Origin of the sequence: Streptomyces sp. DI166, from assembly GCF_900091315.1 — a bacterium.
Taxonomy (GTDB): Bacteria; Actinomycetota; Actinomycetes; order Streptomycetales; family Streptomycetaceae; genus Streptomyces; species Streptomyces fuscus.
Genome location: NZ_FLSP01000061.1, coordinates 28,357 through 53,022 on the forward strand (window position 1 = coordinate 28,357; position 24,666 = coordinate 53,022).

At 72.7% G+C, this 24,666-nt stretch carries 22 protein-coding genes; 9 read left to right on the top strand and 13 right to left on the bottom strand.

The features are described 5' to 3' along the window. Positions 1 to 17: 17 nt before the first annotated feature. The gene (locus GA0115233_RS26245) at positions 18 to 749 is read right to left on the bottom strand and encodes an SseB family protein (RefSeq protein ID WP_093722790.1); all 732 of its coding nucleotides are present in this window, start codon (positions 747 to 749) and stop codon (positions 18 to 20) included. Positions 750 to 899: 150 nt separating this feature from the next. On the opposite strand from GA0115233_RS26245, the gene GA0115233_RS26250 reads away from it, so the two are divergent. Next, positions 900 to 1,835: a serine hydrolase gene (locus GA0115233_RS26250; protein ID WP_093722768.1), complete on the top strand. Its 936-nt coding sequence runs from the start codon at positions 900 to 902 to the stop codon at positions 1,833 to 1,835. An 8-nt stretch (positions 1,836 to 1,843) separates the two neighbouring features. Here the strand turns inward: GA0115233_RS26250 and mycP are convergent, their stop codons facing one another. From mycP to GA0115233_RS40695, 3 genes are all read right to left on the bottom strand, one after another. Beyond that, positions 1,844 to 3,004, bottom strand: coding sequence for a type VII secretion-associated serine protease mycosin (gene mycP / locus GA0115233_RS26255; RefSeq protein ID WP_093722769.1), 1,161 nt, complete (start codon positions 3,002 to 3,004; stop codon positions 1,844 to 1,846). Further along, a complete protein-coding gene (locus GA0115233_RS26260) occupies positions 3,001 to 3,783 on the bottom strand; it encodes a hypothetical protein (RefSeq protein ID WP_093722770.1) in 783 nt (260 codons plus the stop codon). Before GA0115233_RS26260 ends, mycP begins: the two co-directional genes overlap by 4 nt. A gap of 667 nt (positions 3,784 to 4,450) precedes the next feature. Then, positions 4,451 to 4,975: a hypothetical protein gene (locus GA0115233_RS40695; RefSeq protein ID WP_141689569.1), complete on the bottom strand. Its 525-nt coding sequence runs from the start codon at positions 4,973 to 4,975 to the stop codon at positions 4,451 to 4,453. Between the two features lie 226 nt (positions 4,976 to 5,201). Here GA0115233_RS40695 and GA0115233_RS26265 point away from each other — a divergent pair, with 226 nt between their 5' ends. Continuing rightward, complete coding sequence (locus GA0115233_RS26265; protein WP_093722771.1) at positions 5,202 to 6,404, top strand: amino acid deaminase/aldolase; 1,203 nt, start codon at positions 5,202 to 5,204, stop codon at positions 6,402 to 6,404. Between the two features lie 16 nt (positions 6,405 to 6,420). Here GA0115233_RS26265 and GA0115233_RS26270 read toward each other — a convergent pair whose 3' ends face one another. The 4 genes from GA0115233_RS26270 to GA0115233_RS26285 are packed head-to-tail and all read right to left on the bottom strand — an operon-like array spanning position 6,421 to position 10,879. After that, complete coding sequence (locus GA0115233_RS26270) at positions 6,421 to 7,332, bottom strand: DUF2510 domain-containing protein (protein ID WP_093722772.1); 912 nt, start codon at positions 7,330 to 7,332, stop codon at positions 6,421 to 6,423. Between the two features lie 27 nt (positions 7,333 to 7,359). Further along, on the bottom strand, positions 7,360 to 8,142 hold the full coding sequence (locus GA0115233_RS26275) for a 3-oxoacyl-ACP reductase (protein WP_093722773.1): 783 nt from the start codon (positions 8,140 to 8,142) through the stop codon (positions 7,360 to 7,362). Next, on the bottom strand, positions 8,139 to 9,512 hold the full coding sequence (locus GA0115233_RS26280; RefSeq protein ID WP_255310356.1) for an aldehyde dehydrogenase family protein: 1,374 nt from the start codon (positions 9,510 to 9,512) through the stop codon (positions 8,139 to 8,141). Before GA0115233_RS26280 ends, GA0115233_RS26275 begins: the two co-directional genes overlap by 4 nt. An 8-nt stretch (positions 9,513 to 9,520) precedes the next feature. Further along, positions 9,521 to 10,879, bottom strand: a complete 1,359-nt coding sequence (locus GA0115233_RS26285; protein ID WP_093722774.1) for a glutamine synthetase family protein — start codon at positions 10,877 to 10,879, stop codon at positions 9,521 to 9,523. A gap of 109 nt (positions 10,880 to 10,988) precedes the next feature. Between GA0115233_RS26285 and GA0115233_RS26290 the strand changes: the two genes are divergently transcribed. From GA0115233_RS26290 to GA0115233_RS26300, 3 genes are all read left to right on the top strand, one after another. Next, positions 10,989 to 11,723, top strand: coding sequence for a FadR/GntR family transcriptional regulator (locus GA0115233_RS26290; RefSeq protein WP_093722775.1), 735 nt, complete (start codon positions 10,989 to 10,991; stop codon positions 11,721 to 11,723). 220 nt (positions 11,724 to 11,943) lie between these two features. Beyond that, positions 11,944 to 13,389 carry an ethanolamine permease gene (eat, locus tag GA0115233_RS26295; protein ID WP_093722776.1) on the top strand — a complete coding sequence of 482 codons (1,446 nt, stop codon included), beginning with the start codon at positions 11,944 to 11,946 and terminating at the stop codon, positions 13,387 to 13,389. Between the two features lie 21 nt (positions 13,390 to 13,410). Then, a complete protein-coding gene (locus tag GA0115233_RS26300; protein WP_093722777.1) occupies positions 13,411 to 14,106 on the top strand; it encodes a gamma-glutamyl-gamma-aminobutyrate hydrolase family protein in 696 nt (231 codons plus the stop codon). 8 nt (positions 14,107 to 14,114) lie between these two features. On the opposite strand, the gene GA0115233_RS26305 is transcribed toward GA0115233_RS26300, so the two are convergent. Further along, positions 14,115 to 15,023: a LysR family transcriptional regulator gene (locus GA0115233_RS26305; RefSeq protein WP_093722778.1), complete on the bottom strand. Its 909-nt coding sequence runs from the start codon at positions 15,021 to 15,023 to the stop codon at positions 14,115 to 14,117. A 70-nt stretch (positions 15,024 to 15,093) separates the two neighbouring features. On the opposite strand from GA0115233_RS26305, the gene GA0115233_RS26310 reads away from it, so the two are divergent. After that, positions 15,094 to 16,239 carry a TDT family transporter gene (locus GA0115233_RS26310; protein WP_093722779.1) on the top strand — a complete coding sequence of 382 codons (1,146 nt, stop codon included), beginning with the start codon at positions 15,094 to 15,096 and terminating at the stop codon, positions 16,237 to 16,239. Here GA0115233_RS26310 and GA0115233_RS26315 read toward each other — a convergent pair. The 4 genes from GA0115233_RS26315 to GA0115233_RS26330 form a co-directional block, all read right to left on the bottom strand. Next, a complete protein-coding gene (locus GA0115233_RS26315) occupies positions 16,151 to 16,870 on the bottom strand; it encodes a helical backbone metal receptor (protein WP_093722780.1) in 720 nt (239 codons plus the stop codon). The genes GA0115233_RS26310 and GA0115233_RS26315 overlap by 89 nt on opposite strands. Then, on the bottom strand, positions 16,870 to 17,436 hold the full coding sequence (locus tag GA0115233_RS26320; RefSeq protein WP_093722781.1) for a helix-turn-helix domain-containing protein: 567 nt from the start codon (positions 17,434 to 17,436) through the stop codon (positions 16,870 to 16,872). The genes GA0115233_RS26315 and GA0115233_RS26320 overlap by 1 nt, the downstream gene beginning before the upstream one ends. A gap of 379 nt (positions 17,437 to 17,815) precedes the next feature. After that, positions 17,816 to 20,428: an ABC transporter permease/substrate binding protein gene (locus GA0115233_RS26325; protein WP_093722782.1), complete on the bottom strand. Its 2,613-nt coding sequence runs from the start codon at positions 20,426 to 20,428 to the stop codon at positions 17,816 to 17,818. Next, positions 20,421 to 21,476, bottom strand: coding sequence for a quaternary amine ABC transporter ATP-binding protein (locus GA0115233_RS26330; RefSeq protein WP_093722783.1), 1,056 nt, complete (start codon positions 21,474 to 21,476; stop codon positions 20,421 to 20,423). Before GA0115233_RS26330 ends, GA0115233_RS26325 begins: the two co-directional genes overlap by 8 nt. Before the next feature lie 216 nt (positions 21,477 to 21,692). Between GA0115233_RS26330 and GA0115233_RS26335 the strand changes: the two genes are divergently transcribed. The 3 genes from GA0115233_RS26335 (at position 21,693) to GA0115233_RS26345 (ending at position 24,594) form a co-directional block, all read left to right on the top strand. Continuing rightward, the gene (locus GA0115233_RS26335; RefSeq protein WP_255310357.1) at positions 21,693 to 22,622 is read left to right on the top strand and encodes a 5'-3' exonuclease; all 930 of its coding nucleotides are present in this window, start codon (positions 21,693 to 21,695) and stop codon (positions 22,620 to 22,622) included. 185 nt (positions 22,623 to 22,807) lie between these two features. After that, positions 22,808 to 23,650 (top strand): siderophore-interacting protein, encoded by an 843-nt coding sequence (locus GA0115233_RS26340; protein WP_093722784.1) that lies wholly within the window; start codon positions 22,808 to 22,810, stop codon positions 23,648 to 23,650. Continuing rightward, on the top strand, positions 23,647 to 24,594 hold the full coding sequence (locus tag GA0115233_RS26345; protein ID WP_093722785.1) for an RluA family pseudouridine synthase: 948 nt from the start codon (positions 23,647 to 23,649) through the stop codon (positions 24,592 to 24,594). The genes GA0115233_RS26340 and GA0115233_RS26345 overlap by 4 nt, the downstream gene beginning before the upstream one ends. The last annotated feature ends 72 nt before the right edge of the window (positions 24,595 to 24,666 follow it).

Genomic DNA, 24,666 nt, shown 5'->3' on the forward strand with positions numbered 1-24,666 from the left:
TCGTCCTCGCACGGAGCTCATCCCCGTACGAACAAGGGCTCGCCCGGAGGCGTGGCACCGGCCGGCAGTACTGCCAGGTCGAGGCCGCGCACCAGGCGGGCCCTCAGTGTCTCGTCGGCGGCGAGACGGCGGGCGACCGCGTGGACACCCTGGTCGGGGGCGACACCGGGATCGAGGACCAGGGCGAGGGTGCCGTCGTTGGCGCCGGGGCCCAGGTGGGCGCTGAGCACCGCGGGCTCGTCGGAGACCACCGCGCGCACCGCCTCCACGACCGCCGGATCGTCCAGCGGGTCGGTCGTCGTACGGCCCTCGGCGAGGGCGAGCAGCGCCGGGCCGGTCAGTTCGAACGTCACCGGTCCCGACATGTCCAGCACCACGGTGTCGGCCTTCTCGTGCGCCGCGGCCTCCAGGGCCTGGTGCAGGGCGACCGCGACGGGGCGGGCGGCCGGGTCCCAGCGGGCGAGGGAGTCGACGGAGGTGAAGGCGGGCAGCGCCTTGCGGTCACCGGCGCGCAGGGTCGGTACGGCCATGTCGCTGGTCTTCTCGCGGCGCAGACCGTTCTCGTCCTCCTCGACCTCACCGAGGACGGCCACGACCGGGACGAGCAGCCGGGCGTCCTTGAGTGCCTTCAGCACCGGGGCCACGGCGGTGCGGTCCTCGGACCAGGCCGCGAGGGCCGCGCTCAGCGCCGGGTCGGGGGAGCCGTCGTCGTCGGAGAACGGGGGGTCGGGAATGTTCTTCTTCGCCACGGTCACCGACCTTATCGGGGGGATCCTGCAGCGTTTGTGCGGGGCCGGAAACACGGCCGTGACCGGCTTCACCGGAATCTCAGACTTCCCTGACACAGATCTAACGTCCGGCTCATCGGGGGCACAGTCACCGGCCCGAGCATCGCGGGCATGGAGCCCTCCCGAGCGTCCTCCCGGGCGCGCAGACGCCGTGTTCCCTCGCTGTACCTCGCCCTGGCCGCCGTGACGGTGGTGGGCGGTACGGCCGCGGGGACGGTGTACGTGCAGGAGCGGGACGCCCCGCTCGCCTCCGTATCGTCATCGTCGTCGCCCGTGGTGGTGGCGGCGAGCGAGGAGGCGAGTGTGGAGCCGGTGACCCTGCCGACGGTGGACCCCGAGGAACGGCTGGCCGAGGCGATGGAGTCGGTGCGTGTCGCGGAGGGGGCGCGGGTGTCCGTGGCGGTGCTGGACGTCGGCTCCGGTGCGAGCGCCGCGTACGGGGAGGCGTCCTTCGTCACGGCGAGCATCGTGAAGGTCGACGTCCTGGCGGCGCTGCTGTTGCGGGCGCAGGACGAGGGGCGGGCGCTGACCTCGGCGGAGAAGGCGTATGCGACCGCGATGATCGAGCGGAGCGACAACGACTCCGCCTCGGCCCTGTGGGAGACGGTCGGCCGGGCGGAGGGGCTGGCGGCGGCCAACGAGCGCCTGGGCCTGACGGACACCGAGGGCGGTGACGGGATGCTGTGGGGCCTGACCCGGACCACGGCGGCGGACCAACTCCGGCTGCTCGGGCAGGTCTTCGGGGCGGAGTCGGAGCTGAGCGCGGCCTCGCGGGCCTATCTCCAAGGGCTGATGGGGAAGGTCGTCGAGGATCAGCGGTGGGGCGTGTCCACGGTCGCGGACGGCTCGGCGTGCGCGCTGAAGAACGGCTGGCTGCCGCGGAGCACGACCGGGCTGTGGGTGATCAACAGCGTCGGGCGGGTGACCGTGGACGGGCGGGAGTTCCTGGTGGCCGCGCTGTCGGACGGGAACGCGACGAAGGAGGACGGGGTCGCGCTGGTGGAGGCGGCGGCGAAGGCGGCGGTGTCGGTGTTCGCGCGGGAGTAGCCGCCGGGCTACAGCTCGCTCTCCCTGCGTCCGCGCCAGAGCACCACGGCGGTCACCAGCAGCACTCCCCCGACGCCGCCCGCCAGCGGGGCGGCCCAGTCGGTGGCGCCGTCGTCCGACCCGCCGGTGTCGGGGCCGGAACCGAAGTACTGCTCGCCGTACGCCTTCGGCTTCAGGCCCGCCGGTTCGAGTTCGGCCGCCTTCTCGATGGCAGCGGCGGGGTCGATGAAGCCGTAGCCGCGGGAGTCGTCGCGGCCCCCGTCGGGCGCGTTGCGGGCGGTGTCCTCCAGCAGCTTCTTGATCTGGGCCGGGGTCAGTCCGGGATGGGCGGACTTGACCAGGGCCACGGAGCCGGAGACGAAGGCCGCGGCGGCGCTGGTGCCCCAGCCCTGGTAGTACTTGCGGTCCGGGTCGGCGATCACCACGTCCACGCCCGGCGCGCTGACGGTGGCGTACCAGCGGCGGGTGGAGAAGGAGGCGCGGGTGCCGAACTTGTCCACGGCGGTCGCGGCGATGACGCCCGGGTAGGCGGCCGGGTAGGAGATGTGGTCGCCCTTCTCGCCGCCGTTGCCCGCGGAGGCGACGACGACGGCGCCCTTCTTCAGGGCGTACTGGACGGCCTCGTCCTCGGCCGGTTCGGGGTGGGCGGACTTGGAGTCGTCGCCGAGGGAGAGGTTGATGACGTCGGCGCCCTGGTCGGCGGCCCAGCGGATGCCGTCGGCGAGGGCGTTGCCGCGGGTGGTGCGGGCCTTGGCGCGGGCCGTGTCGCCGTCCTCCAGGATCACGCGGACGGGCAGGATCTTCGCCTCGGGCGCGATGCCCATGACGCCGTCGGCGTTGCCGTAGCCATGTCCGTGGCCCGCGATGATGCCGGCCATCGCGGTGCCGTGGCGGGCCCAGGCGCGGTCGCCGCGTTCGGCGCCGAAGCCGACCATGTCCTTGCCCGCGAGGACGTTCCCGGCGAGGTCGGGGTGCTGGTCGTCGACGCCGGTGTCGAGGACGGCGACGGTGATGCCCTTGCCCTTGGCGGTCTGCCAGGCCTGCTCGGTGTGCAGGGCTTCGAGGGCCCATTGCTGGGCGCGGATGCCGTCGGCGTGCGCGGTGGTGGGGACCAGGGCGATGACACCGGCCAGCAGGGCGCTGAGCAGGCCCGTACGCCGGGCCCTCATGCCGCCTGCTCCTTGGCGTAGGGGCCGACCTGCTTGCGCAGGGCGCGTTCGATGCGGTCGGCGAGGCCCTGTGCCTCGTGGCCGAGGCCGGCCTGGGCGGGGGCCGTGGTGGCGCCGGTCTCCATGGCCTCCTCGGCGGGCTGCGGCTGGTCGACGCCGCGGCCGTCCCGCCAGCCGGAGACGGCGTAGACGACCACGGGGGCGTCCGTGAGTACGGAGACGGTCCAGGAGGCGCGCATGTCGTTCTCGAAGCCGGGGCCGTACGGGCGGGGCATCAGGTCGGTACGGCTGTCCAGCTTCTCCTCGGTGAACCTCTTGGCGAGGGAGGCCATGGCGGAGGCGTCCGCCTTGGTGAAGAGCAGGCCGACCGTGGTGACGTAGGTCTGGGTGGCGTCCGTGTAGGTGGCGCGCAGCAGCCGCTGGCAGCCGACGGGGGCGAGGGCCTTGCGCAGGAGGGGGTCGAAGGCGCCCTTGCAGCCGCTGTCCGGCGCGACGGCGATCCGCGTCCAGGTGCGGTCGGCGCCGCCGGGTCCGGCGCCCTGCCCCGCCACGGTCGTGGGGAAGAGCTGGTCGACGGGCACGCTGTGCCAGATGCTCCGGGCGGCGACGAAGCTGTCCCGGGATCCGGCGGCCTGGGAGTCCCCCACGAGCCAGCTCCCGGTCACGGCGCCCCCGACGAGCCCGAACCCGAGCACGAGACAGGCGGCCACGGCGGCGACCCGGGCCCCGCCGCGCCCTCCGAACCTCCGGGCGGCCCTCTCGGGCTCCGCGAAGCTCACGACGGGCCGTTCGACGACGGGGCTGACGGGGCTGACGGGGCTGACAGGGGCACTCCAGGAAAGAGCCGGATCAGGAACCCGCGGCGCCTTGTTGTCCGGCGCGGCCTCTTCCCTGACCGGCCGAAGCCGCCGAGTGGTCTCCGACGGCCCCTCGACCGGCCCCCCGAACCCCTGTCCGGACTCCCGCTCCGGGTGCGGCGGCAGGGTCGCGGGGCGAGCGAGGGCATCCACGGAGGAGACGGGACGCGAAGGGGCGGGGGCCGGACGCGGGGGTACGGACGCCGGAGCCTCCGGCCGCGGGGGTACGACGGTGCCGGTCGGACTGCCGGACGGGCGGGTCGGCCCCTCGGCGGCACCGCCCGACCGCCCCGACGCCGAGCCGTGCGGACGCGGCGGAACCACTCCGGCGGCAGCCGGGCGCGAAGGCGCCCCCGACGAGCCGCCGTGCCCCGACGGCGACGTGTTCGGACGCGGAGGCACGGAACTCGAACCGGCAGGACGCTCGGAAGTTCCAGCGGCCCCGCCCGGGCGACCAGCCCCCGACGGCGCCCCAAGCGGACGCGGCGGCACGTCCGACGACCCGCCTGAACGGGTCGGCTTCGGCGCCGAACCGCTCGGCCGCGGCGGCACGGCGGTGCCGGACGGGCCGGTGGTCCGAGGCGAGGGGTCACCTGGTGCCGGTGGCGCGGCCTTCGGGCGGGGCGGGGTGAAAGCAGAGGACACCGGGCCGGAGGCGGCCGTGGTCGGGCGGGGCGGAGCCCCTGCGGGCCCATCCCGGCGGGGCGGGGCCGTCGGTGAGCCGTGCGGGCGTGGTGGCGTCTCCGGCGGGCCGTCGAAGCGGGGCGGCGTCGATGTCGGGCGTGGGGGTGTGGCAGGCCTCGGGGGGACTTCGTCCGTCGTCGGTGGCTGCTTCGGTGGTGGGGGTGCGTCCGGGAAGCGGGAGGAAGCCTTGGGCGGGGGCGGGGTGTCCGACGGGCCCCGCAGACGGGGGAAAGCGGGGCGGGACGGCGGACGTGTCCGGGGCGGAGCCCTCGTCCGGACGGCGGGAAAAGCGGGGCGGGACGGCGGACGTGTCCGGGGCGGAGCCCTCGTCCGGACGGCGGGAAAAGCGGGGCGGGACGGCGGACGTGTCCGGGGCGGAGCCCTCGTCCGGACGGCGGGGGAAGGGGGCGCGCTGCGCTTCTTGGTTCATGCGCCCCCCGTTTCCTCTTGGTGGTGCTCGGGCACCGGTCGTTCGCCCGCGCCCGGTGTTCCGGGCGACTTCTACCCGCCCGAGGGGGACCGCATCCGCGCCCTCCCGTGCGTGCGCGTCACTCTACGGGTTGACCCCCGCCCGACGGGAACCAGTCCACGAGCCCGGGGCTTTAGCCCGGAACGTCCCCCTACCCTGCGGTAATCCGGTCTGGCAGGCTGCGTTCATGACTGCGCGCGCCGCCGACCGGGCCCGTTACGACCGGGCCACCGCCCATCTCGACGCCCCTCTCGCGATCGTGGATCTGGACGCCTTCGACGCCAACGCGGACGATCTCGTCCGGCGCGCGGGCGGCAAACCCATCCGCGTCGCCAGCAAGTCCGTGCGCTGCCGTGCGCTGCTGGAACGCGTCCTGGCACGCGACGGCTTCGCCGGGATCATGTCGTTCACGCTCGCCGAGTCGATCTGGCTGGCCCGCTCCGGGTTCGACGACATCCTGCTCGCCTACCCCTCCGCCGACCGCGCCGGTTTCGCCGAGCTGACCGGCGACCCGAAGCTCGCCTCGGCGATCACCGTGATGGTCGACGACCCGGCCCAGCTCCGGCTCATCGACGAGGCCCGCGAGGGCGGCCGGGAGACCGTACGGGTCTGCCTGGAGCTGGACACCTCGCTGAGACTGCTGGGCGGCCGGGTCCGGGTCGGCGCCCGGCGCTCCCCGCTGCACTCCCCCGACCAGGTCGCCGACCTGGCCCGGATCGTGGCCCGGCGGGACGGGTTCGAGGTCGTCGGGCTGATGGCGTACGAGGGACACATCGCCGGAGTCGGTGACTCGATCGCCGGACGGCCGCTGCGCTCGCGGGCGGTGCGGCTGATGCAGGCCACCGCGCGCCGGGAACTGGCCGGGCGGCGGGCCGAGGTGGTGGCGGCGCTGCGCGCGGTCGCGCCGGGGCTCAGGTTCGTCAACGGCGGGGGCACGGGCAGTGTGCAGTTCACGGCCGCCGAGGACTGTGTGACCGAGATCGGCGCCGGGTCGGGCCTGTACGTGCCGCGGCTGTTCGACAACTACACGTCCTTCAGCGGGCGTCCGGCGGCCCTGTTCGCCCAGCCCGTGGTGCGCCGCCCCGGTGTGGGCGTGGTGACGGTGCTGGGCGGCGGCTACCCGGCCTCCGGCGCCGCCGGACCGGACCGCCTGCCGGTGCCGTACCTCCCGGAGGGGCTGCGCTACGACCCCCAGGAGGGCCCCGGCGAGGTGCAGACGCCCCTGCTGGGCTCGCCCGCGGACGATCTGCTGCTCGGCGACAAGGTGTGGTTCCGGCACGCGAAGGCCGGTGAGCTGTGCGAGCGCTTCGAGCAGGTGCACCTGATCGAGGGCGACCGCGTCACGGCGACCGTGCCGACGTACCGCGGTGAGGGGCACACGTTCCTCTAGCCGCCCATACCTTCCTCTAGCCGCCCAGCCCCTCCCCGGGGCCGGGACCCACGCTGCTGCCCACTCCCCCGCCGCCCTCGGGGTCGTCGACGGACCGGATGCCCTTGGTGATCCGGTCCATGTCGGCCAGGGGCGGGCCGTCCTCGCCCGCGTCGAAGACGTAGCGGACGCACACCGGGGACTCGATGCCGACGCGGGACGGGAAGACCGTGGACTGGACGTAGCCGCCGGGGCCCTTGGCCGTGGTGACCTTCCAGCGCACGAAGTACCCGGCCCGCCCGGCCACCGCGACGGGGCCGGACTCGACGACCTTGTGGGACTCCATGCCGCCGTAGGGCCGCCTGCCGATGGTGTCGCGGTCGTAGGCGTCCTCGGCGGCCTTCTTGACGTCCTCCTTGGCGAGCACCTCCGGGGACCGTTCGTCGTTCGACGTGATCGTGCGGGAGATGACCAGGCCGTGGCGGCAGACGCCGTCGTCGCCGGGACAGTCGTAGGTGCCGTCCGTGGTCATGACGACGTCGCTGTCGGCGACGTACTTGGGCCGGACCCAGCCGTCGAGCAACGGCAGGGTGATGCCGTTGAGTTCGTCGGTGACGACGGACGGGTCGTCGGCGGAGGGCGCGCCAGTGGTCGGGGTGGGTGCGGGCGAGGGCGGCTCGCTGGTGGTGGGGGCCTGGGTGGTGGCGGTCGCGATCTCCGGGTCGTCGTCCTGTCCCAGCACCACCGCGCCGGTGACGATCGCCGCGACGAGCACGGCCGCCGCCGTGGTGACGGCGACGGCCTTGGCCCGCCCCGAGTTGCCCGCGGCCGTCGGAACGGGCGCGGTCGCCTCCGGCGTGCGCCGGTGCTCGGTCCAGGCCGTGCCGTCCCACCAGCGCTCCAAGTGCGGTGCGTGCGGGTCGGGATACCAGCCGGGTGGGGGCGACATGCTCATGCGGGCACTGTAGGCGGAGCGTTACAGCGGGGTGACGTAGGCCCCCGAAATCCCGCCGTCCACAAGGAAGTCGGTGGCGTTGACGAACGAGGAGTCGTCGCTGGCCAGGAAGGCCACCGCGGCGGCGATCTCCTCGGCCTCGGCGAACCGCCCGACCGGAATGTGCACCAGGCGCCGCGCGGCCCGCTCGGGGTCCTTGGCGAACAGCTCCTGCAGCAGCGGGGTGTTGACGGGGCCGGGGCAGAGGGCGTTGACGCGGATGCCCTCCCGTGCGAACTGCACGCCCAGCTCACGGGACATGGCGAGGACGCCGCCCTTGGAGGCGGTGTAGGAGATCTGGCTGGTGGCCGCGCCCATCCGGGCCACGAAGGACGCGGTGTTGATGATCGAGCCCTTGCCCTGGCGCCGCATGTAGGGGATCGCGGCCTTGCAGCACAGGTAGACGGAGGTGAGGTTGACCTCCTGGACGCGCTTCCAGGCCTCCAGACCGGTCTCCAGGATGGAGTCGTCGTCGGGCGGTGAGATCCCCGCGTTGTTGAAGGCGATGTCGACGCTGCCGTAGGTCTCGTACGCGGTCCGGAACAGCGCCTCGACCTGTTCGCCATCGGTGACGTCGACCTTGACGAAGGTGCCGCCCACCTCCTCGGCGGCGGCCTTGCCGCGCTGTTCGTCGACGTCGCCGCAGACCACGTGGGCGCCCTCGGAGGCGAGCCGGCGGGCGGCGGCGAGGCCGATGCCGCTGCCGGCTCCGGTGATGACGGCGGTACGGCCGACCAGGCGGCGGCACACAATCTCTTCGGTCACTGTGCGGGGCCCTCCGTGCTGATGAAGACGTTCTTGGTCTCGGTGAAGGCGGTCAGCGCGTCCGGGCCCAGCTCGCGGCCGAGGCCGGACTGCTTGAAGCCGCCGAAGGGGGTCCAGTAGCGGACGCTGGAGTGGGAGTTGACGGACAGGTTGCCCGCGCGGACGCGCTGCGAGACGCGCAGGGCGCGGCCGACGTCCCGGGTCCAGATGGAGCCGGACAGGCCGTAGTCGGTGGCGTTGGCGAGCCGGACGGCCTCCTCCTCGTCCGTGAAGGGCAGGACGACGGCGACGGGTCCGAAGACCTCCTCGACGGCCACGCGCGCGTGCGGGTCGACGCCGGTGAGGACGGTGGGCGGGAACCAGTAGCCGGGGCCCTCGGGTGCCTTGCCGCGGATGCCGGGCGCGTCGGGGTCGACGTAGGAGCGGACGCGGTCGAGCTGGGTGCGGGAGATCAGCGGGCCCATGTCGGTGCTCTCGTCGGAGGGGTCGCCGACGCGTACGGCCTCGACGGCCGGGGCGAGCAGGTCCAGGAACCGGTCGTACACCGACCGCTGGACGAGGATGCGGGTGCGGGCGCAGCAGTCCTGTCCGGCGTTGTCGAGGAAGGACATGGGGGCGGCCTGCGCGGCGGCTTCGAGGTCGGCGTCGGCGAAGACGATGTTGGGGCTCTTGCCGCCGAGTTCGAGGGTGACCCGCTTCAGCAGCGCCGAGCCCTTCGCCAACACCTGTTTGCCCACGGTTGTTGACCCGGTGAAGACGATCTTCGCCACGCCCGGGTGCTCGACGAGGGCGTTGCCCGCGACCGGTCCGTGTCCCGGCAGGACCTGGAACAGGCCCTCGGGCAGTCCGGCCTCCAGCGCCAGTTCGGCCAGCCGCAGGGCCGTCAGCGGGGTCGTCTCGGCGGGCTTGAGCAGGACGGCGTTGCCTGCGGCGAGCGCGGGGGCGGTGCCCCAGGCCGCGATGGGCATGGGGAAGTTCCAGGGGGCGATCACGCCGACCACGCCGAGGGGTTCCAGGACGGTGATGTCGAGGCCGCCGGCGACCGGGATCTGGCGCCCGGTGAGCCGTTCCACCCCGCCCGCCGCGTAGTCCAGGAGGTCACGGACGTTGCCGGCCTCCCAGCGCGCGTTGCCGAGCGTGTGCCCGGCCTCGCGGACCTCCAACCTCGCCAGTTCTTCGAGGTGTTCGTCGACGACGACGGCGAACCTGCGCAGCAGCCGGGCCCGGTCGCCGGGGGCCAGCGCCGCCCACCGGGTCTGGGCGCGGGCGGCCCGTACGACCGCCGCGTCCACCTCCGCGGCGCCGGTGGCCGGGACGGTGGCGACGGCCTCCTCGGTGGCCGGGTTCAGTACGTGGAGCTGGTCGGACACGTGGGGCCTCACATGCGTTCGAAGGAGCGGCGCAGCTCCCAGTCGGTGACCGCGGCGTCGTAGGCGTCGATCTCGACGCGCGCCATGTTCCGGTAGTGCGCGACGACTTCGTCGCCGAAGGCGGCCTTGGCGAGCGGGCTGTTCTCCCACAGCTCGGCGGCCTCGCGCAGGGTGGTGGGGACGTGTTCGTAGTCGGCGGTGTAGGCGTTGCCGGGGCACGCCTCGGGCAGCGGCAGGCGCTGCTCGATGCCGTACAGGCCCGCGGCGACCATGCCGGCGACCGCGAGGTGCGGGTTGACGTCGCCGCCGGGGAGGCGGTTCTCGAAGCGCAGGGAACGGCCGTGGCCGACCACGCGCAGGGCGCAGGTGCGGTTGTCGTGGCCCCAGGCGACCGCGGTCGGGGCGAAGGAGCCCGGCTGGAACCGCTTGTAGGAGTTGATGTGCGGCGCGTACAGCAGGGCGAAGTCCCGCAGCGCGGCGAGCTGTCCGGCCAGGAAGTGCCGCATGAGGTCGGTCATCCCGCCCGGCCCGGCCATGGCGTTGGCGCCGTCCGCGTCGGTGAGCGAGAGGTGGATGTGGCAGGAGTTGCCCTCGCGCTCGTTGTACTTGGCCATGAAGGTCAGCGACATGCCCTCCTGGGCGGCGATCTCCTTGGCGCCGGTCTTGTACACGGCGTGCTGGTCGCAGGTGACCAGGGCCTCGTCGTAGCGGAAGGCGATCTCGTGCTGGCCGGGGTTGCACTCGCCCTTGGCGGACTCGACGGTGAGCCCGGCGCCCGCCATCTCGTTGCGGATGCGGCGCAGCAGGGGCTCGATGCGGCCGGTGCCGAGGACGGAGTAGTCGATGTTGTACTGGTTGGCCGGGGTCAGTCCGCGGTAGTTCGCGTCCCAGGCCTGTTCGTAGGTGTCCTTGAAGACGATGAACTCCAGCTCGGTGCCGACCTGCGCGGTCAGCCCGTGCTCGGCGAGCCGCTCCAGCTGGCGGCGCAGGATCTGGCGGGGCGCGGCCACCACCGGGGTGCCGTCCTCCCAGGCGAGGTCGGCGATGACGAGCGCGGTGCCCTCGTTCCAGGGGACGCGGCGCAGGGTGGCGAGGTCGGGGTGCATGGCGAAGTCGCCGTAGCCGTTCTCCCAGGACGACATCGCATAGCCGTCGACGGTGTTCATCTCGGCGTCGACGGCGAGCAGGTAGTTGCAGCCCTCGGTGCCGTGGTCGAGGACCTCGTCGAGGAAGAAGCGGGCGGCGAAGCGCTTGCCCTGGAGCCGCCCTTGCATATCGGGAAAGGCCAGGACGACAGTGTCGATCTCACCGCTCGCGACGAGGCCGCGCAGTTCCTCGACGCCTAGCGGTGGTGTGCGGTCTGCCACGGGAGGGCCTCCTCGGGCTGCGGTGAGCGGGGGTCCCGGTCGTCCGAGGACCGGTCGCGAGCCATAAGGTATTGCTGAGAACCATTGCTTGGGAAGGGGGCGCGGCCAGATGACCGGAGAAGTCGCCGAGGGAATCGGGGACCGGCTGGCGCCGGTGCTGCGGCCGGTGCGGGCGGGCAGCGGGTTCGAGGAGGCGCTGGAGCAGATCCTCCAGGTGGTGCGGCTCGGCCTGGTGCCGGCCGGCGAGCGGCTCCCGGCCGAACGCGAGCTGGCCGACCGGCTCGGGATCAGCCGCGTCACCCTGCGCGAGGTGCTGAAGGTGCTCCAGGACCAGGGTCTGGTGGAGTCCCGGCGCGGCCGCTACGGCGGCACCTTCGTGCTGCCCCGCCCCACCGAGACCGGCGGCGACGAACTGCGGCGGCGCATCGCCGAGGTGGACATCGAGGACGTGCTGCGCTTCCGGGAGGTGCTGGAGGTGGGCGCGGCCGAGCTGTGCGCGGCGCACGGCCTGACCGACGAGCAGGCCGACCGGCTGCGCGAGGCCCTCGCCGGCACGCGCGACGCCCCGCTCGCCGAGTACCGGCGGCAGGACACCCTGTTCCACCTCACCCTGGCCGAGCTGTCCGGCTCCCCGACGCTGACCGCGCAGTACGCGGCGGTCCGGGCCGGCGTCAACGACCTGCTGGACTGCATCCCGCTGCTGGTGCGCAACCTCGAACACTCCCAGCAGCAGCACACCGCCCTGGTCGAGGCGGTCCTGGAGGGCGACACCGACGGCGCCCGCGAGGTCATGCGCGAGCACTGCGCGGGGACGGCGGCCCTGCTGCGGGGGTTCCTGACCTGAGCCGACGGCCCCTCCGGGCCTGGGCGGAGGAGCGTACTCACGGGCGGCGCACCGGACGGGATCGCGCTCCCGCAATCCGCGTCCCGGACGGTGAGAGTTTACGGAGGCGATACACACGGGTCTTGCGCTCGGGCGGCCCGCACCGCGAAGGTATGGCCCCACAAAGGTCTGGATCCATGCCATTGCAGTCCCCATCCACCGCCCCCTGGGGAGACGCCCCATGACCCTTCCGTCCACCACCTCCGGGACCTCCACCGAACCGGACGACTACCTCGAACGCCGGAAGCTGCGCCGCGGCAGCGCCGGCTGGCTGCTGCTGACCGGCCTCGGCGTCGCCTACGTCGTCTCCGGCGACTACTCCGGCTGGAACTTCGGCCTCGCCGAGGGCGGCTTCGGCGGCCTGGCGATCGCCATGGTCCTCATGGGCACCATGTACGCCTGCATGGTCCTCGCCCTGGCCGAGCTGTCGTCGATCCTGCCCACCGCCGGCGGCGGCTACGGCTTCGCCCGCCGGGCGCTCGGCCCCTGGGGCGGGTTCCTCACCGGCACGGCCATCCTCATCGAGTACGTGCTCGCGCCCGCCGCGATCGCCATCTTCATCGGCGACTACGTGGAGTCGCTGGGCCTGTTCGGCCTGGAGTCCGGCTGGCCGGTCTACCTGGCGTGCTTCGTCGTCTTCATCGGCATCCACCTGTGGGGTGTCGGCGAGGCGCTGCGCTTCAGCTTCGTCGTCACCGGCATCGCGGTGGCCGCGCTGCTGGTCTTCGCGCTGGCCGCGCTGCCCGACTTCGACGCCTCCGCCCTGGACGACATCCCCGTCGACTCCGAGGCGTTCGGCGCGAGCTCCTGGCTGCCGATGGGCCTGCTGGGCATCTGGGCCGCCTTCCCGTTCGGCATGTGGTTCTTCCTGGGCGTGGAGGGTGTGCCGCTGGCCGCCGAGGAGACCAAGGAGCCGGCCCGCACGCTGCCCCGCGCGATCCGCTGGTCCATGGGCATCCTGGTGGCCCTTGCCCTGATCACCTTCTTCACGGCGGCCGGGGCGCGCGGCTCCTCGGCGGTCATGGACGCGGGCAACCCGCTGGTGGAGGCGCTCCAGCCGGACGGCGAGCCGACCACGCTCAGCCGCATCGTCAACTACGCCGGGCTCGCGGGCCTGGTCGCGTCCTTCTTCTCGCTGATCTACGCCGGTTCGCGGCAGCTGTTCGCGCTGTCCCGCGCCGGATACCTGCCGAAGTTCCTGTCCCTGACCAGCCGCCGCAAGGCGCCCTGGCTGGGCCTGCTGGTGCCGGGCGCGATCGGCTTCGCGCTGGCCGCGGGCACCGGCAACGGCGCGCGGATGCTCAACATCGCGGTGTTCGGCGCGACCATCTCCTACGCCCTGATGTCGCTGTCCCACATCGTGCTGCGCCGCCGCGAGCCGGAGCTGCCAAGGCCGTACCGGACGCCGGGCGGCATCGCCACCTCCGCCGTGGCGCTGGTGCTGGCCTGCGCGGCACTGGTCGCGACGTTCCTGGTGGACGTGACGGCCGCGTTCATCGCGCTGGCGGTGTACCTGGTGGCCCTCGCCTACTTCGGCCTGTACAGCAGGAAGCACCTGGTGGCCAAGGCGCCGGAGGAGGAGTTCGCGGCGCTGGCCGCGGCCGAGGCAGAGTTGTCACGGGACTGAGCCGAGAGAACTGGAGGAGTCTTGAGTACGAAGGCCAGGCCGCTGATCGGCGTCAGCACCTATCTGGAGGCCGGGACGCGCTGGAGGGGGTGGGAACTGGAGGCGGCGCTGCTGCCCTCCGGCTACCCCCGGCTCGTCCAGCGCGCGGGCGGCCTGGCCGCGATGCTCCCGCCGGACGCGCCCGAGCACGCGGCGGCGACGGTCGCCCGGCTGGACGCACTGGTCGTCGCGGGCGGGCCCGATGTGGAGCCGGTGCGCTACGGCGCCGAGCGCGACCCGCGCACCGGTCCCCCGGCGCGGGAGCGGGACGCCTGGGAACTGGCCCTGATCGAGGCCGCGCTGGCGGCACGCAAACCCCTGCTCGGGATCTGCCGGGGCATGCAGCTGCTGAACGTCGCGCTCGGCGGCACGCTGGTCCAGCATCTGGAGGGGCACGCCGAAGTGGTCGGCGTCTTCGGGCGGCACCCGGTCAAACCGGTCCCGGGCACGCGTTACGCCGCGATCGTCCCGGAGGAGGCCTCCGTGCCGACGTTCCACCACCAGTGCGTGGACCGCCTCGGCGCCGGTCTGGTGCCCTCGGCGCACGCGGAGGACGGCACGGTGGAGGCGGTCGAGCTGCCCGACGACGCCTGGGTGCTCGGGGTGCAGTGGCACCCGGAGATGGGCGAGGACGTACGCGTGATGCGGGCGCTGGTGGAGGAGTGCCGACGCCGGTAGGAACGCTCCTACGCCCGCGTGAGGTGCAGCAGGTCGCGGGCGGGCCCCACCGGGCGGTGTCCGGTCGGCCAGACCGCCCTGAGGTCACGGGCCAGGGACACATCGGCCATGGGGATGCTCACCAGGCGGCGCATGGCCAGCTCCTCGCGGACGGCGAGTTCGCTCAGTACCGCGGGACCCGCGCCGCCCACCGCCGCCGCCTTCACCGCCGTGGTGGAGGACAGCTCGATCAGCGGGCGGGCCAGACCGCCGAGGGCGGTGTCGAGGACCTGGCGGGTGCCGGAGCCCTTCTCGCGCAGGATGAGCGGGGTGGCGGCCAGTTCCTCGGAGGTCAGCGGGCGACGGCGGCGGGACCAGGGGTGGCCGGGGGCCGTGACCACGATGAGCCGGTCGTGGGCGATGACCACCGAGTCCAGGCCCGTGGGCACCGTCAGGCCCTCCACGAACCCCAGGTCCGCCTCGTCGGCGAGCAGCCGTTCGGCGACCGCGGCGGAGTTCCCGGCGAGCAGCGACACCGCCGTGTCCGGGCGGCCCGCGCGCAGCGCCAGCAGCCAGCCGGGCAGCAGGTACTCGGCGATCGTCATGCTCGCCGCCACCCGCAGCCGGGAGTCCCGCTGGTCCCGCAGCGCCTGCGCGCCCACGTCGAAGGCCTCCGCCGCCTCCACGATCCGCCGCGCCCAGTCGGTCACCAGCGCCCCGGCGTCGGTGAGCCGTGAGCCGCGCGGGGACCGGTCCACCAGCGCCACCCCGAGCTGCCGTTCCATCGACCGGATCCGGCTGCTGGCCGCGGGCTGGGTGATGCCCAGCTCCCGGGCCGCCCCGCCGAGGCTGCCGAGCCTGGCCACCGCCAGCAGCAGCTCCAGCGCGCCGAGGTCCGGCACGCGATGGGCCAGGGAGGAAGTCACCGCACTGCTCATAAGCCCAGCTTATGCCCTCATAGGGACGTACTCCCTGGTGGTGGCCCCTGTTCGGCGCGACCGTGATCCCATGGTCACCGCCGCCCAGCCCCTCCTTCGTGCCCGGGCCGTCCGTCACCTCGGACCGAACTGGTACGCCTGCGTCATGGGAACCGCGATCGTCGCCACCGCCGGCGCCGCGCTCCCGCTGCCCCTCCCGCGCACCGCGCTCACCGCGGTGTGGGCCCTGTCCCTGGCCCTGCTGCTCGCCCTCCTGGCGGCCCGCGCCCTGCACTGGGCCCACCACCGCGACCAGGCCCGCGCCCACCTCTTCGACCCCGCCACGGCGCCCTTCTACGGCTGTCTGTCCATGGCCCTGCTCGCGGTCGGCGGCGGCGCCCTGACCGTCGGCCGGGACTGGATCGGCACCCGGGCGGCGGTCGCCCTCGACATCGTGCTGTTCGGCGCCGGTACGGCCGTGGGACTCGCGGCCGCGGTCGCCGTGCCGTACCTGATGGCCGTACGGCACCGGGTGGACCCGGGCGAGGCCACGCCGGTGTGGCTGCTGCCGCTCGTCGCACCCATGGTCTCGGCCGCCCTCGGCCCGCAGCTCGTGCCGCATCTGCCCGCCGGACAGGCGCGGGAGACGCTGCTGCTCGCCTGCGTCGCGATGTTCGGGCTGAGCCTGCTGGCGACCCTGCTGATGCTGCCGCTGGTCTTCGCCCGCCTGATCACCGCGGGGCCGCTGCCGCTCGCGCTCACCCCGACCCTGTTCCTGGTGCTGGGCCCGCTCGGGCAGTCGACCACCGCGGTCGGCCAGTTCGCGCAGTACGCGCCGGGCGCCGTCCCCGCCCCGTACGCCGAGGGCTTCGACATCCTGGCCGTGCTGTACGGGGTCCCGGTGATGGGGTTCGCGCTGCTGTGGCTGGTGCTGGCCACCGCGCACGTGGTGCGCGCCCGGCGCAGAGGCATGGGGTTCGCGATGACGTGGTGGGCGTTCACCTTCCCGGTCGGCACCTGTGTCACCGGTGCCGAGTCCCTGGCCCGGCACACGGGGCTCGCCGTCTACGACGCCCTCGCCGTCGCCCTGTACGCCCTGCTCGTCGGCGCCTGGCTGACCGCCGCCGCGCACACCGCGCGCGGGCTGGTCAGCGGTGCGCTGCTCGCAGGGCCGCGCCCAGCACCCGCGGCGCCTCGGCCAGTGACGGGCCGTACCAGGTCAGGTGCCGTCCGCTGACCAGCGCGCAGGGCAGCCCCGGGAAGGCCTCCGGGCCGTCGTCGGCGGTGAAGCGGTAGGGCTCGTCCGGGAGGACGACCACGTCCGGCGCCGCGTCCCGCAGCTCCTCCCATGGGATGCGCGGGTAGCGGTCCTCGTGGGCCGCGTACAGGTGGTCCACGCCGAGGCGGGAGAGCACGTCACCGGCGAAGGTGTCGCGGCCCAGGACCATCCAGGGGCGCCGCCAGATCGGCACGACGGCGGTCGTCCGGCGCTCCGGGACGGGCAGCTCCGTCCAGGCCCGCTCGGCCTCGTCCAGCCAGCGCGGGCGGCTCGCGGTCCCGCAGGCGGTCAGCACCCGCTCCAGCTCGGCGAAGGCCTGCGGCACCTCGCGGACCTCGGTCACCAGCACCTCCACGCCCGCCGTGCGCAGGGCGTCGAGGTCGGGGGCGCGGTTCTCCTCCTCGTTGGCGATCACCAGGTCGGGGGCGAGGTCGAGGATCCGCTCGGTCTTGGGGTTCTTGGTGCCGCCGATCCTGGCCACGTCCAGGTCGGCCGGGTGCGTGCACCAGTCGGTGGCGCCGACCAGCACGCCGGGCGCCGAGACCGCGACGGCCTCCGTCAGGGACGGCACCAGGGAGACGACGCGCATCAGCGCGGCCGGTCCTGGACCGCCTCGATGTGCTCGGCCACCGCCACGACCACCACACGGGTCTCCGGCACCGTGGCCCGCCAGCGGTGGCGGACCCCGCCGGTCAGGTACAGGGTGTCCCCGCGGCCGAGCCGGTAGGCACGCCCCTCGGCCTCGATCTCGACGGCGCCGTCGGCGACGTAGAGCAACTGGTCGTTGCGGTACTGGATCTCCCGGCCGGCCTCGTGGTCGCCGGTGAACTCCGAGGCATGCATCTGGTGGTGGCCGCGCACCAGGGAGCGGGTGCGGGGCTCGGGCGTGGACTCGGTGGCCTCGGCGCGTACGACGTCGACGCTGCACGCCGGGTCGGCGGCGGCGAGGAGTTCGACGGCGGTGGTGCGCAGGGCGTCGGCGAGCTTCTCCAGGGAGCTGCGGGAGGGGCGGGCCCTGTCGTTCTCGACCTGGCTGAGGAAGGGCACCGACAGTCCGCTGCGCTCGGCCACGACGGCGAGGGTGAGTTCCAGGGCACGACGGCGCCGGCGCACGGCCGCGCCCACGCGCAGGGGCTGTTCCTTGTGGTCGCCCATGGCTCCGGCTCCCTCCTTCACCCGTGTGTCCCGCGCCGAGTCCTCTGAAGAGTTCCTTGCACCCTACGCATGTTCGGCAAACCGTTTCATGCGGCCGTCACATCGCCGTCATACGCCCGTGCCCGCGACCTCATACTTCGCGCCACCGCGGGAGCGCGGACACCCGCGGACTGTGTGCGATTCAAGCTGTACCAGGTGCCGCGGCGACGGCGGAAGTACCTGGTGGGACCGGCAGGAGAGGCCCATCGGCCCTAGTTGGCCGGATTTCGGCGGCATGGAAACGGTAGGAAAGCGGCACGGAAGCGGCACGGAAAAGGGCGGGCGCCCGGCACCGTCAGATGTGCCGGGCGCCCGCCGGAATCGGGGCTGCGGTCGCTCGCTAGGCGGCCGGAGTCATCCGTTCGACGATGCCGGGGTGCTCCTCGATCCAGGCGGCGACGGCCTCCTCCTCATGGCCCTGGCCGCGGTCCTTGATCTCCCGCTCCAGGGTGCCCAGCTCCTCCTCGCTCATCCGGAAGTTCTTGATCCACTCGGTGAGCTGCGGGTAGCGCTCGGGGAACTCCTTGTTGGAGATCGTCCGGATGGTGTTCCCCTCGCCGAAGTGCTTCTCGGGGTCCTTGAGCTTGGTCAGCTCGTACTCGCTGTACGCCCAGTGCGGGGACCAGAGCGTGACGGCGACGGGCTCCTTCTTGGCGTAGGCCCGCTTCAGCTCGGCGAGCATGGCCGGAGTGGAGCCGTCGACGACCTTGTACTCCTTGTCCAGGCCGTAGCCGGGCAGCACCTTGTTCTTGAGCAGGTCCATCTCGCCGGTGCCGGGCTCGATGCCGATGATCTTCCCGTCGAACTGCCCGGACTTGCCCTTGAGATCGGCCAGGGAGTCGACGCCCTTCACGTACGAGGGCACCGCGATCTCCAGTGAGGTCGGCTCGTACCAGGTCCCCAGGTCGTGCAGCTTGTCCTTGTGCCGGTCCCAGTAGTTCTTCTGGGCGTGCGGCAGCCAGGCGTCGAAGTTGAGGTCCAGGTCGCCGGAGGCGAGGCCGGTGTAGACCGGGCCGACGTCCATCTGCTTGAGGTTCAGCTTGTAGCCGCGCCGCTCCAGGACGTTCTTCCACAGGTAGGTGACCGCGACGTCCTCGTCCCAGGGGAACCAGGCCACGTCCAGCGCGCGCTTCGCCTCGGCCGGGGTGCCGGTGTCCTGGACGGGGGCGAGCTCGTCGACGAGACCGGGGTTGCCCTTCAGCCAGGCGCGCACGGCGTCCTGCTGCCTGCCCTTGCCCGCCTTGTTGATCTCGGACTCAAGGCCGGTGAGCTGCTCCTCGGTGAGCGTGAAGTTCTTCAGCCACTCGCCGACGGCCGGGTTCTCCTTCGCGAAGCCCTTGCGGGCCAGCGTGTGCACCTCGTCGCCCTCGCCCCAGGCTTTCTTGGGGTCCTTGAGCTTCTTCAGGTCGTAGTCGCTGTACGCCCAGTGCGGCGACCACAGCGTGACGACGATCGGTTCCTTCTTCTCGTACGCGCGCTTGAGCTCGGCGAGCATGGCGGGCGTGGAGCTGTCGACGACCTTGAACTCCTTGTCCAGGCCGTACTCCTTGAGGACCTTGCTCTTGAGCAGGCTCATCATTCCGGCGCTGGACTCGATACCGGTGATCCTCCCGTCGAACTGCCCGGCCTTGCCCTTGAGGTCGTCGAGGGAGTCGACGTCCTTCATGTAGGCGGGCACGCTCAGTTCCAGGGAGGTCGGGCCGTACCAGGAGCCGAGGTCGTCCAGGCGGTCGCCGTACTTCTTCCAGTACTGCTCGTGCGTGACGGGCAGCCAGGAGTCGGTCTGGAAGTCGATGTCGCCCTGGGCGAGCGAGGTGTAGAGGGGCCCGGCGTCGAACTGCTTGGTCTCGACGTCGTATCCGCGCTGCTCCAGGATCTCCTTCCACAGGAAGGTGGAGGCGACGCCCTCGTCCCACGGGATGTAGCCGATGCTGATCTTCTTGCCCTGGCCGACGTCCTTGCCGCCCGCGACCGGCTCGGCCCTGTCGCCGCCGCCGAAGACGCCCATGCCGCCCGCGACGAGCGCGAGCACGACGACGCCGACCACGGCGACGGAGGCGCGGGGCCGGTACGACCAGATCTTCAGGCCCTGTGCGGCACGCGCCCGGGCGGCGGCGCGGCGGCCGAGCGGGGAGACCTGGGTGCCCAGCGCGCTGGTCATCCGGTCCAGGTAGATCGCGAGGATCACGATGGCGATGCCCGCCTCGGCGCCGAGGCCGATGTTGAGCTGGCCGATGGCCTCGTTGACGTCGCCGCCGAGGCCGCCGGTGCCGACCATGCCGGCGATGGCCGCCATGGACAGGCCGAGCATGATGACCTGGTTGACGCCGGCCATCACGGTGGGCAGGGCGAGCGGCAGCTGGACGCGCAGCAGGGTGTTGCGCGGGGTGGTGCCGAACGCCTCGGCGGCCTCGACGAGTTCCTTGTCGACCTGGCGGATGCCCAGCTCGGTCATGCGGACGCCGGGGGCGAGCGCGAAGACCAGGGTGGCGACGATGCCGGCGGCGGCGCCGCTGCCGAAGAAGAGGATCGCCGGGATCAGGTAGACCATCGCGGGCAGCGTCTGCATCAGGTCCAGGCCGGGCCGCACGATCGCGCTGACCCGGTTGGAGCGCGCCGCCCAGATGCCGAGGGGCACCGAGATCACCAGCGCGATGACGGTGGCGACGAGCACCAGCGACAGGGTGATCATCGCGTTCTCCCACAGGTCGAGGGAGATGACGAAGCCGAAGCCGACGAAGGTGAGGACACCGGCCAGGGCGCCGCGCAGCCAGCACGCGATCACCGCGAAGATGCCCACGAGCAGCAGGGGCTCGGGGGCCTGGAGGACGGCGTCGACGCCGTCGTAGGCGCCGCGGAAGACCTGCTCGAAGAAGTCGAACAGCCAGCCCATGTGGGTGGTGAGCCACTCGACGGAGTCGTTGACCCACGAGCCGAACTCGATCCTAGGCACGGGCCACCTCCGGGGTGCTCTCGCCGAGGAAGCCGATCAGACGGCTGCCCGGGACGACTCCGACGACCGTGCGGCTCTCGTCCAGCACCGCGACCGGGTGCGTCAGCCGGGCGCTGATCGCGCACAGCTCGGTGAACGGCGTGTCCGGGGTCGCGGTCTCGCAGCCGCTCTCGCAGCCGCAGTCGGCCTCGTCGCCGCGCACGTCGCGGTCCATGACGGCGGCGGCGGTGAGCACCCGGGAGCGGTCGACGTCCTGGGTGAAGGAGGCGACGTAGTCGTCGGCGGGGCGGACCAGGATGTCCTCGGCGGTGCCGATCTGGACGATCCGGCCGTCGCGCATGACGGCGACCCGGTCGCCGAGGCGCATGGCCTCGTTGAGGTCGTGGGTGATGAAGACGATGGTCTTCTTCAGCTTCGTCTGCAGTTCCAGGAGCTGGTCCTGCATGTCGCGGCGGATCAGCGGGTCCAGCGCGCTGAAGGACTCGTCCATGAGCAGCAGGTCGGCGTCGGTGGCCAGCGCGCGGGCCAGGCCCACGCGCTGCTGCATACCGCCGGACAGCTCGTCGGGCCAGGACTTCTCCCAGCCCTTCAGTCCGCACAGTTCCAGCGCCTCGGTGGCCCGCGCGAGCCGCTCGGCCTTGGCGACGCCCTGGACCTCAAGGCCGTAGCCGGCGTTCTCCAGGACACTGCGGTGCGGGAAGAGCGCGAAGTGCTGGAAGACCATGCTGATCTTGCGGGCGCGGACCTCGCGCAGTTCGCGCGCGCCGAGCGCGGTGAGGTCCTGGCCGTCGAAGCGGACGTGTCCGGCGGTGGGCTCCAGCAGGCCGTTGAGCATGCGCAGCAGCGTGGACTTGCCCGAGCCGGACAGGCCCATGACGACGAAGATCTGGCCGGGTTCCACGGTGAAGGAGGCGTCGATGACGGCCGCGGTGGTGCCGTCCGCGCGCAGTTCCTCCCGGTCGGCTCCGGCCCGGAGCCGTTCCACCGCCTGCTGTTCCCGCCTGCCGAACACCTTGTACAGGTGTTCGGCCTCTAGTCTCGCTGACACGGATACCTCTTGCTTCGACGACAAAGACAGCGGAGCGTGCCGGCGACGGTTGACACCGAAACGACATCGCTCCGAGGGCGCGCCTGCCCTTGATCCCCGAGGGCAAACGGACAAGTGGTCCAGGCCACAAAACTTTGCGTATGACACAACCCGTTGCGTCGGGGGCAGGACACAGCCCGTTGCGCCGGGCGGCCGCTGTCAGTGACGTACGGCATGATGCGAGGCGTGACCGGACGACTGATGCTCCTCGACACCGCCTCGCTGTACTTCCGCGCCTACTTCGGCGTGCCGGACTCCGTGAGGGCCCCGGACGGCACCCCGGTGAACGCCGTGCGCGGGCTGCTGGAATTCATCGACCGCCTGGTCAAGGACCACCACCCGGACTCGCTGGTCGCGTGCATGGACGCCGACTGGCGCCCGCAGTGGCGGGTGGACCTGATCCCCTCCTACAAGGCGCACCGGGTCGCCGAGGAGCGCGAGGCCGGGCCGGACGAGGAGGAGGTGCCGGACACCCTCTCGCCCCAGGTGCCGATCATCGAGGCGGTACTGGACGCCCTGGGCCTCGCGCGCGTGGGCGTCGAGGGGTACGAGGCGGACGACGTGATCGGTACGTTCACCGCGCGGGCCGAGGGCCCGGTGGACATCGTCACCGGCGACCGGGACCTGTACCAGCTGGTGGACGACGCGCGCGGGGTGCGGGTGCTGTACCCGCTCAAGGGCGTGGGCACCCTCCAGCTGACCGACGAGGCGTGGCTGCGCGAGAAGTACGGCGTGGACGGCCGGGGGTACGCGGATCTGGCGCTGCTGCGCGGCGACCCGAGCGACGGGCTGCCGGGCGTGCCGGGCATCGGCGAGAAGACGGCGGCGAAGCTGCTGGCGGAGTTCGGCGACCTGGCCGGGATCATGGCGGCGCTGGACGACCCGCGGGCGAAGTTCACGCCGTCGCAGCGCAAGCGACTTGAGGAGTCGCGGCCGTACGTCGCGGTGGCACCGAAGGTGGTGCGGGTCGCGGACGACGTACCGCTGCCGGAGGTGGACACCGCGCTGCCGCACGCCCCGCGCGATCCGGGCGCGCTGAAGGAGCTGGCGGAGCGCTGGGGTCTCGGGGGCTCCCTGCAACGGCTGCTGACGACGCTGGCGGTGTGAAACGGTGTGCATGCTCGTGCAGGAACGTTCCCCATCGAGTGAATGAGGTGCGGCGGACCGGGAATTCGTCCCTTACATTCTCCTTCGCGCCCTTTGCCGCTGGGGTCATTAGCCTTGTCGTAGAGGTCATTTCCCCGCGAAGGTGCTAACTTAGGTAACCCTAAGCTAATTCGAGGGAGGCCGTCATGGCAGAACGCCCTGCCCGCAAGCCGCGCAGGCTCCACTCCGCGCAGGTCGTCCGCACCGAACGGCTGACCCCGCACATGCAGCGCGTGGTGCTCGGCGGTGAAGGCCTCGCCGCCTTCGCCGCGGACACCTGCACCGACCACTATGTGAAGCTCCTCTTCGGCCCCCCGGGCGTCACCTATCCCGAACCGTTCGACCTGGACCGGATCAGGGACGAGTTCCCGCGCGACCAGTGGCCGGTGACCCGGACCTACACCGTGCGCTCCTGGGACACCCGGCACCGGGAGCTGACCCTGGACTTCGTCATCCACGGCGACGAGGGCCTCGCGGGCCCCTGGGCGCTGCGGGCGCAGCCGGGCGAGACGGTGCGCTTCATGGGCCCCGGCGGCGCCTACACACCCGACCCCACCGCCGACTGGCATCTGCTGGCCGGTGACGAGAGCGCGCTGCCCGCGATCGCCCGCTCCCTGGAGGCACTGCCCGCCGGTGCGCGCGCCCACGCCTTCGTGGAGATCGCGGGCCCGGAGGAGGAGCAGAAGATCGACTCCGACGTGGAGGTGACCTGGCTGCACCGCGACGACCGCCCGGTCGGCGAGGCCGTCGTCGAAGCGGTGCGCTCCTTCGCCTTCCCGGAGGGCCGGCTGCACGCCTTCGTGCACGGCGAGGCCGCCTTCGTGAAGGATCTGCGCCGGCTGCTGCGGGTGGAGCGCCAGATCCCGCGCGAGGACCTGTCGGTCTCCGGCTACTGGCGCCTCGGCCACAACGAGGACGGCTGGCAGGCGTCCAAGCCGGAGTGGAACGCCCGCATCGAGGCGGAACAGGAAGGCGCGCCCGCCGCGTGAGACGCAGGACCCCTCCCCCGCCCTCCCCGCTCCCCCAGCGCGACGGCGTCGACCCGGTACGGGTCCGGCTGCCCGGCGAGGGACGGTGGGCGACCGTACGGGAGCATCTGGTCGAGCGGCTCTCCGCGGGAGACGGGCTCGTTGAGCGGATGTTCGAGGAGGGGCTGTTCTTCGGGGCCGACGGGCAGCCCCTCGGCCGCGACACGGCGTACGAGCCGGGCATGTTCGTGTGGTTCCACCGCGAACGGGCCGACGAGGTGCCCGTGCCGTTCGAGCTGGGGATCGTCCACCGCGACGAGCACATCGTCGTCGCCGACAAACCGCACTTCCTCGCCACCACCCCGCGCGGCAGCCACATCACCCAGACCGCGCTGGCCCGGCTGCGCCGCGAACTGGACCTGCCCGCGCTCGGCGCCGCGCACCGTCTGGACCGCCTGACCGCCGGACTGGTGCTGTTCGTCGTGCGCCCCGAGGAACGCGGCGCCTACCAGACGCTGTTCCGCGACAAGCGCGTGCGCAAGGAGTACGAGGCCGTCGCGCCGTACGATCCCGCGCTGACGCTGCCCACGACCGTACGCAGCCGGATCGTCAAGGAGCGCGGGGAGATGGCCGCCCGCGAGGTGCCGGGCGAACCGAACGCCGTCAGCCGCATCGAGCTCGTCGAGCACCGGAACAACGGACTCGGGTGGTACCGGCTGCTGCCGTCGACCGGACAGACCCATCAACTGCGGGTCCACATGAACGCCTTGGGCGTGCCGATCCTCGGCGACCCGCTCTACCCGAGGGTCGCCGACCCCGTGCCGGCCGGTGACTTCCGGCGCCCGCTGCAACTGCTGGCGCGGGCACTGGAGTTCACCGATCCGGTCACGGGGGTCGAGCACCGCTTCCGCAGCGGACGGACGCTCGGCGCCTGGGACTCGTACGCCGACTGGGCCGGTCAGTAACCCCGCCACCAGCGCACGAGGCGGCGCAGGGCGCTGGGCCTGCGTTCCGGCTGCGAAGGCCGCGTGGCCTGC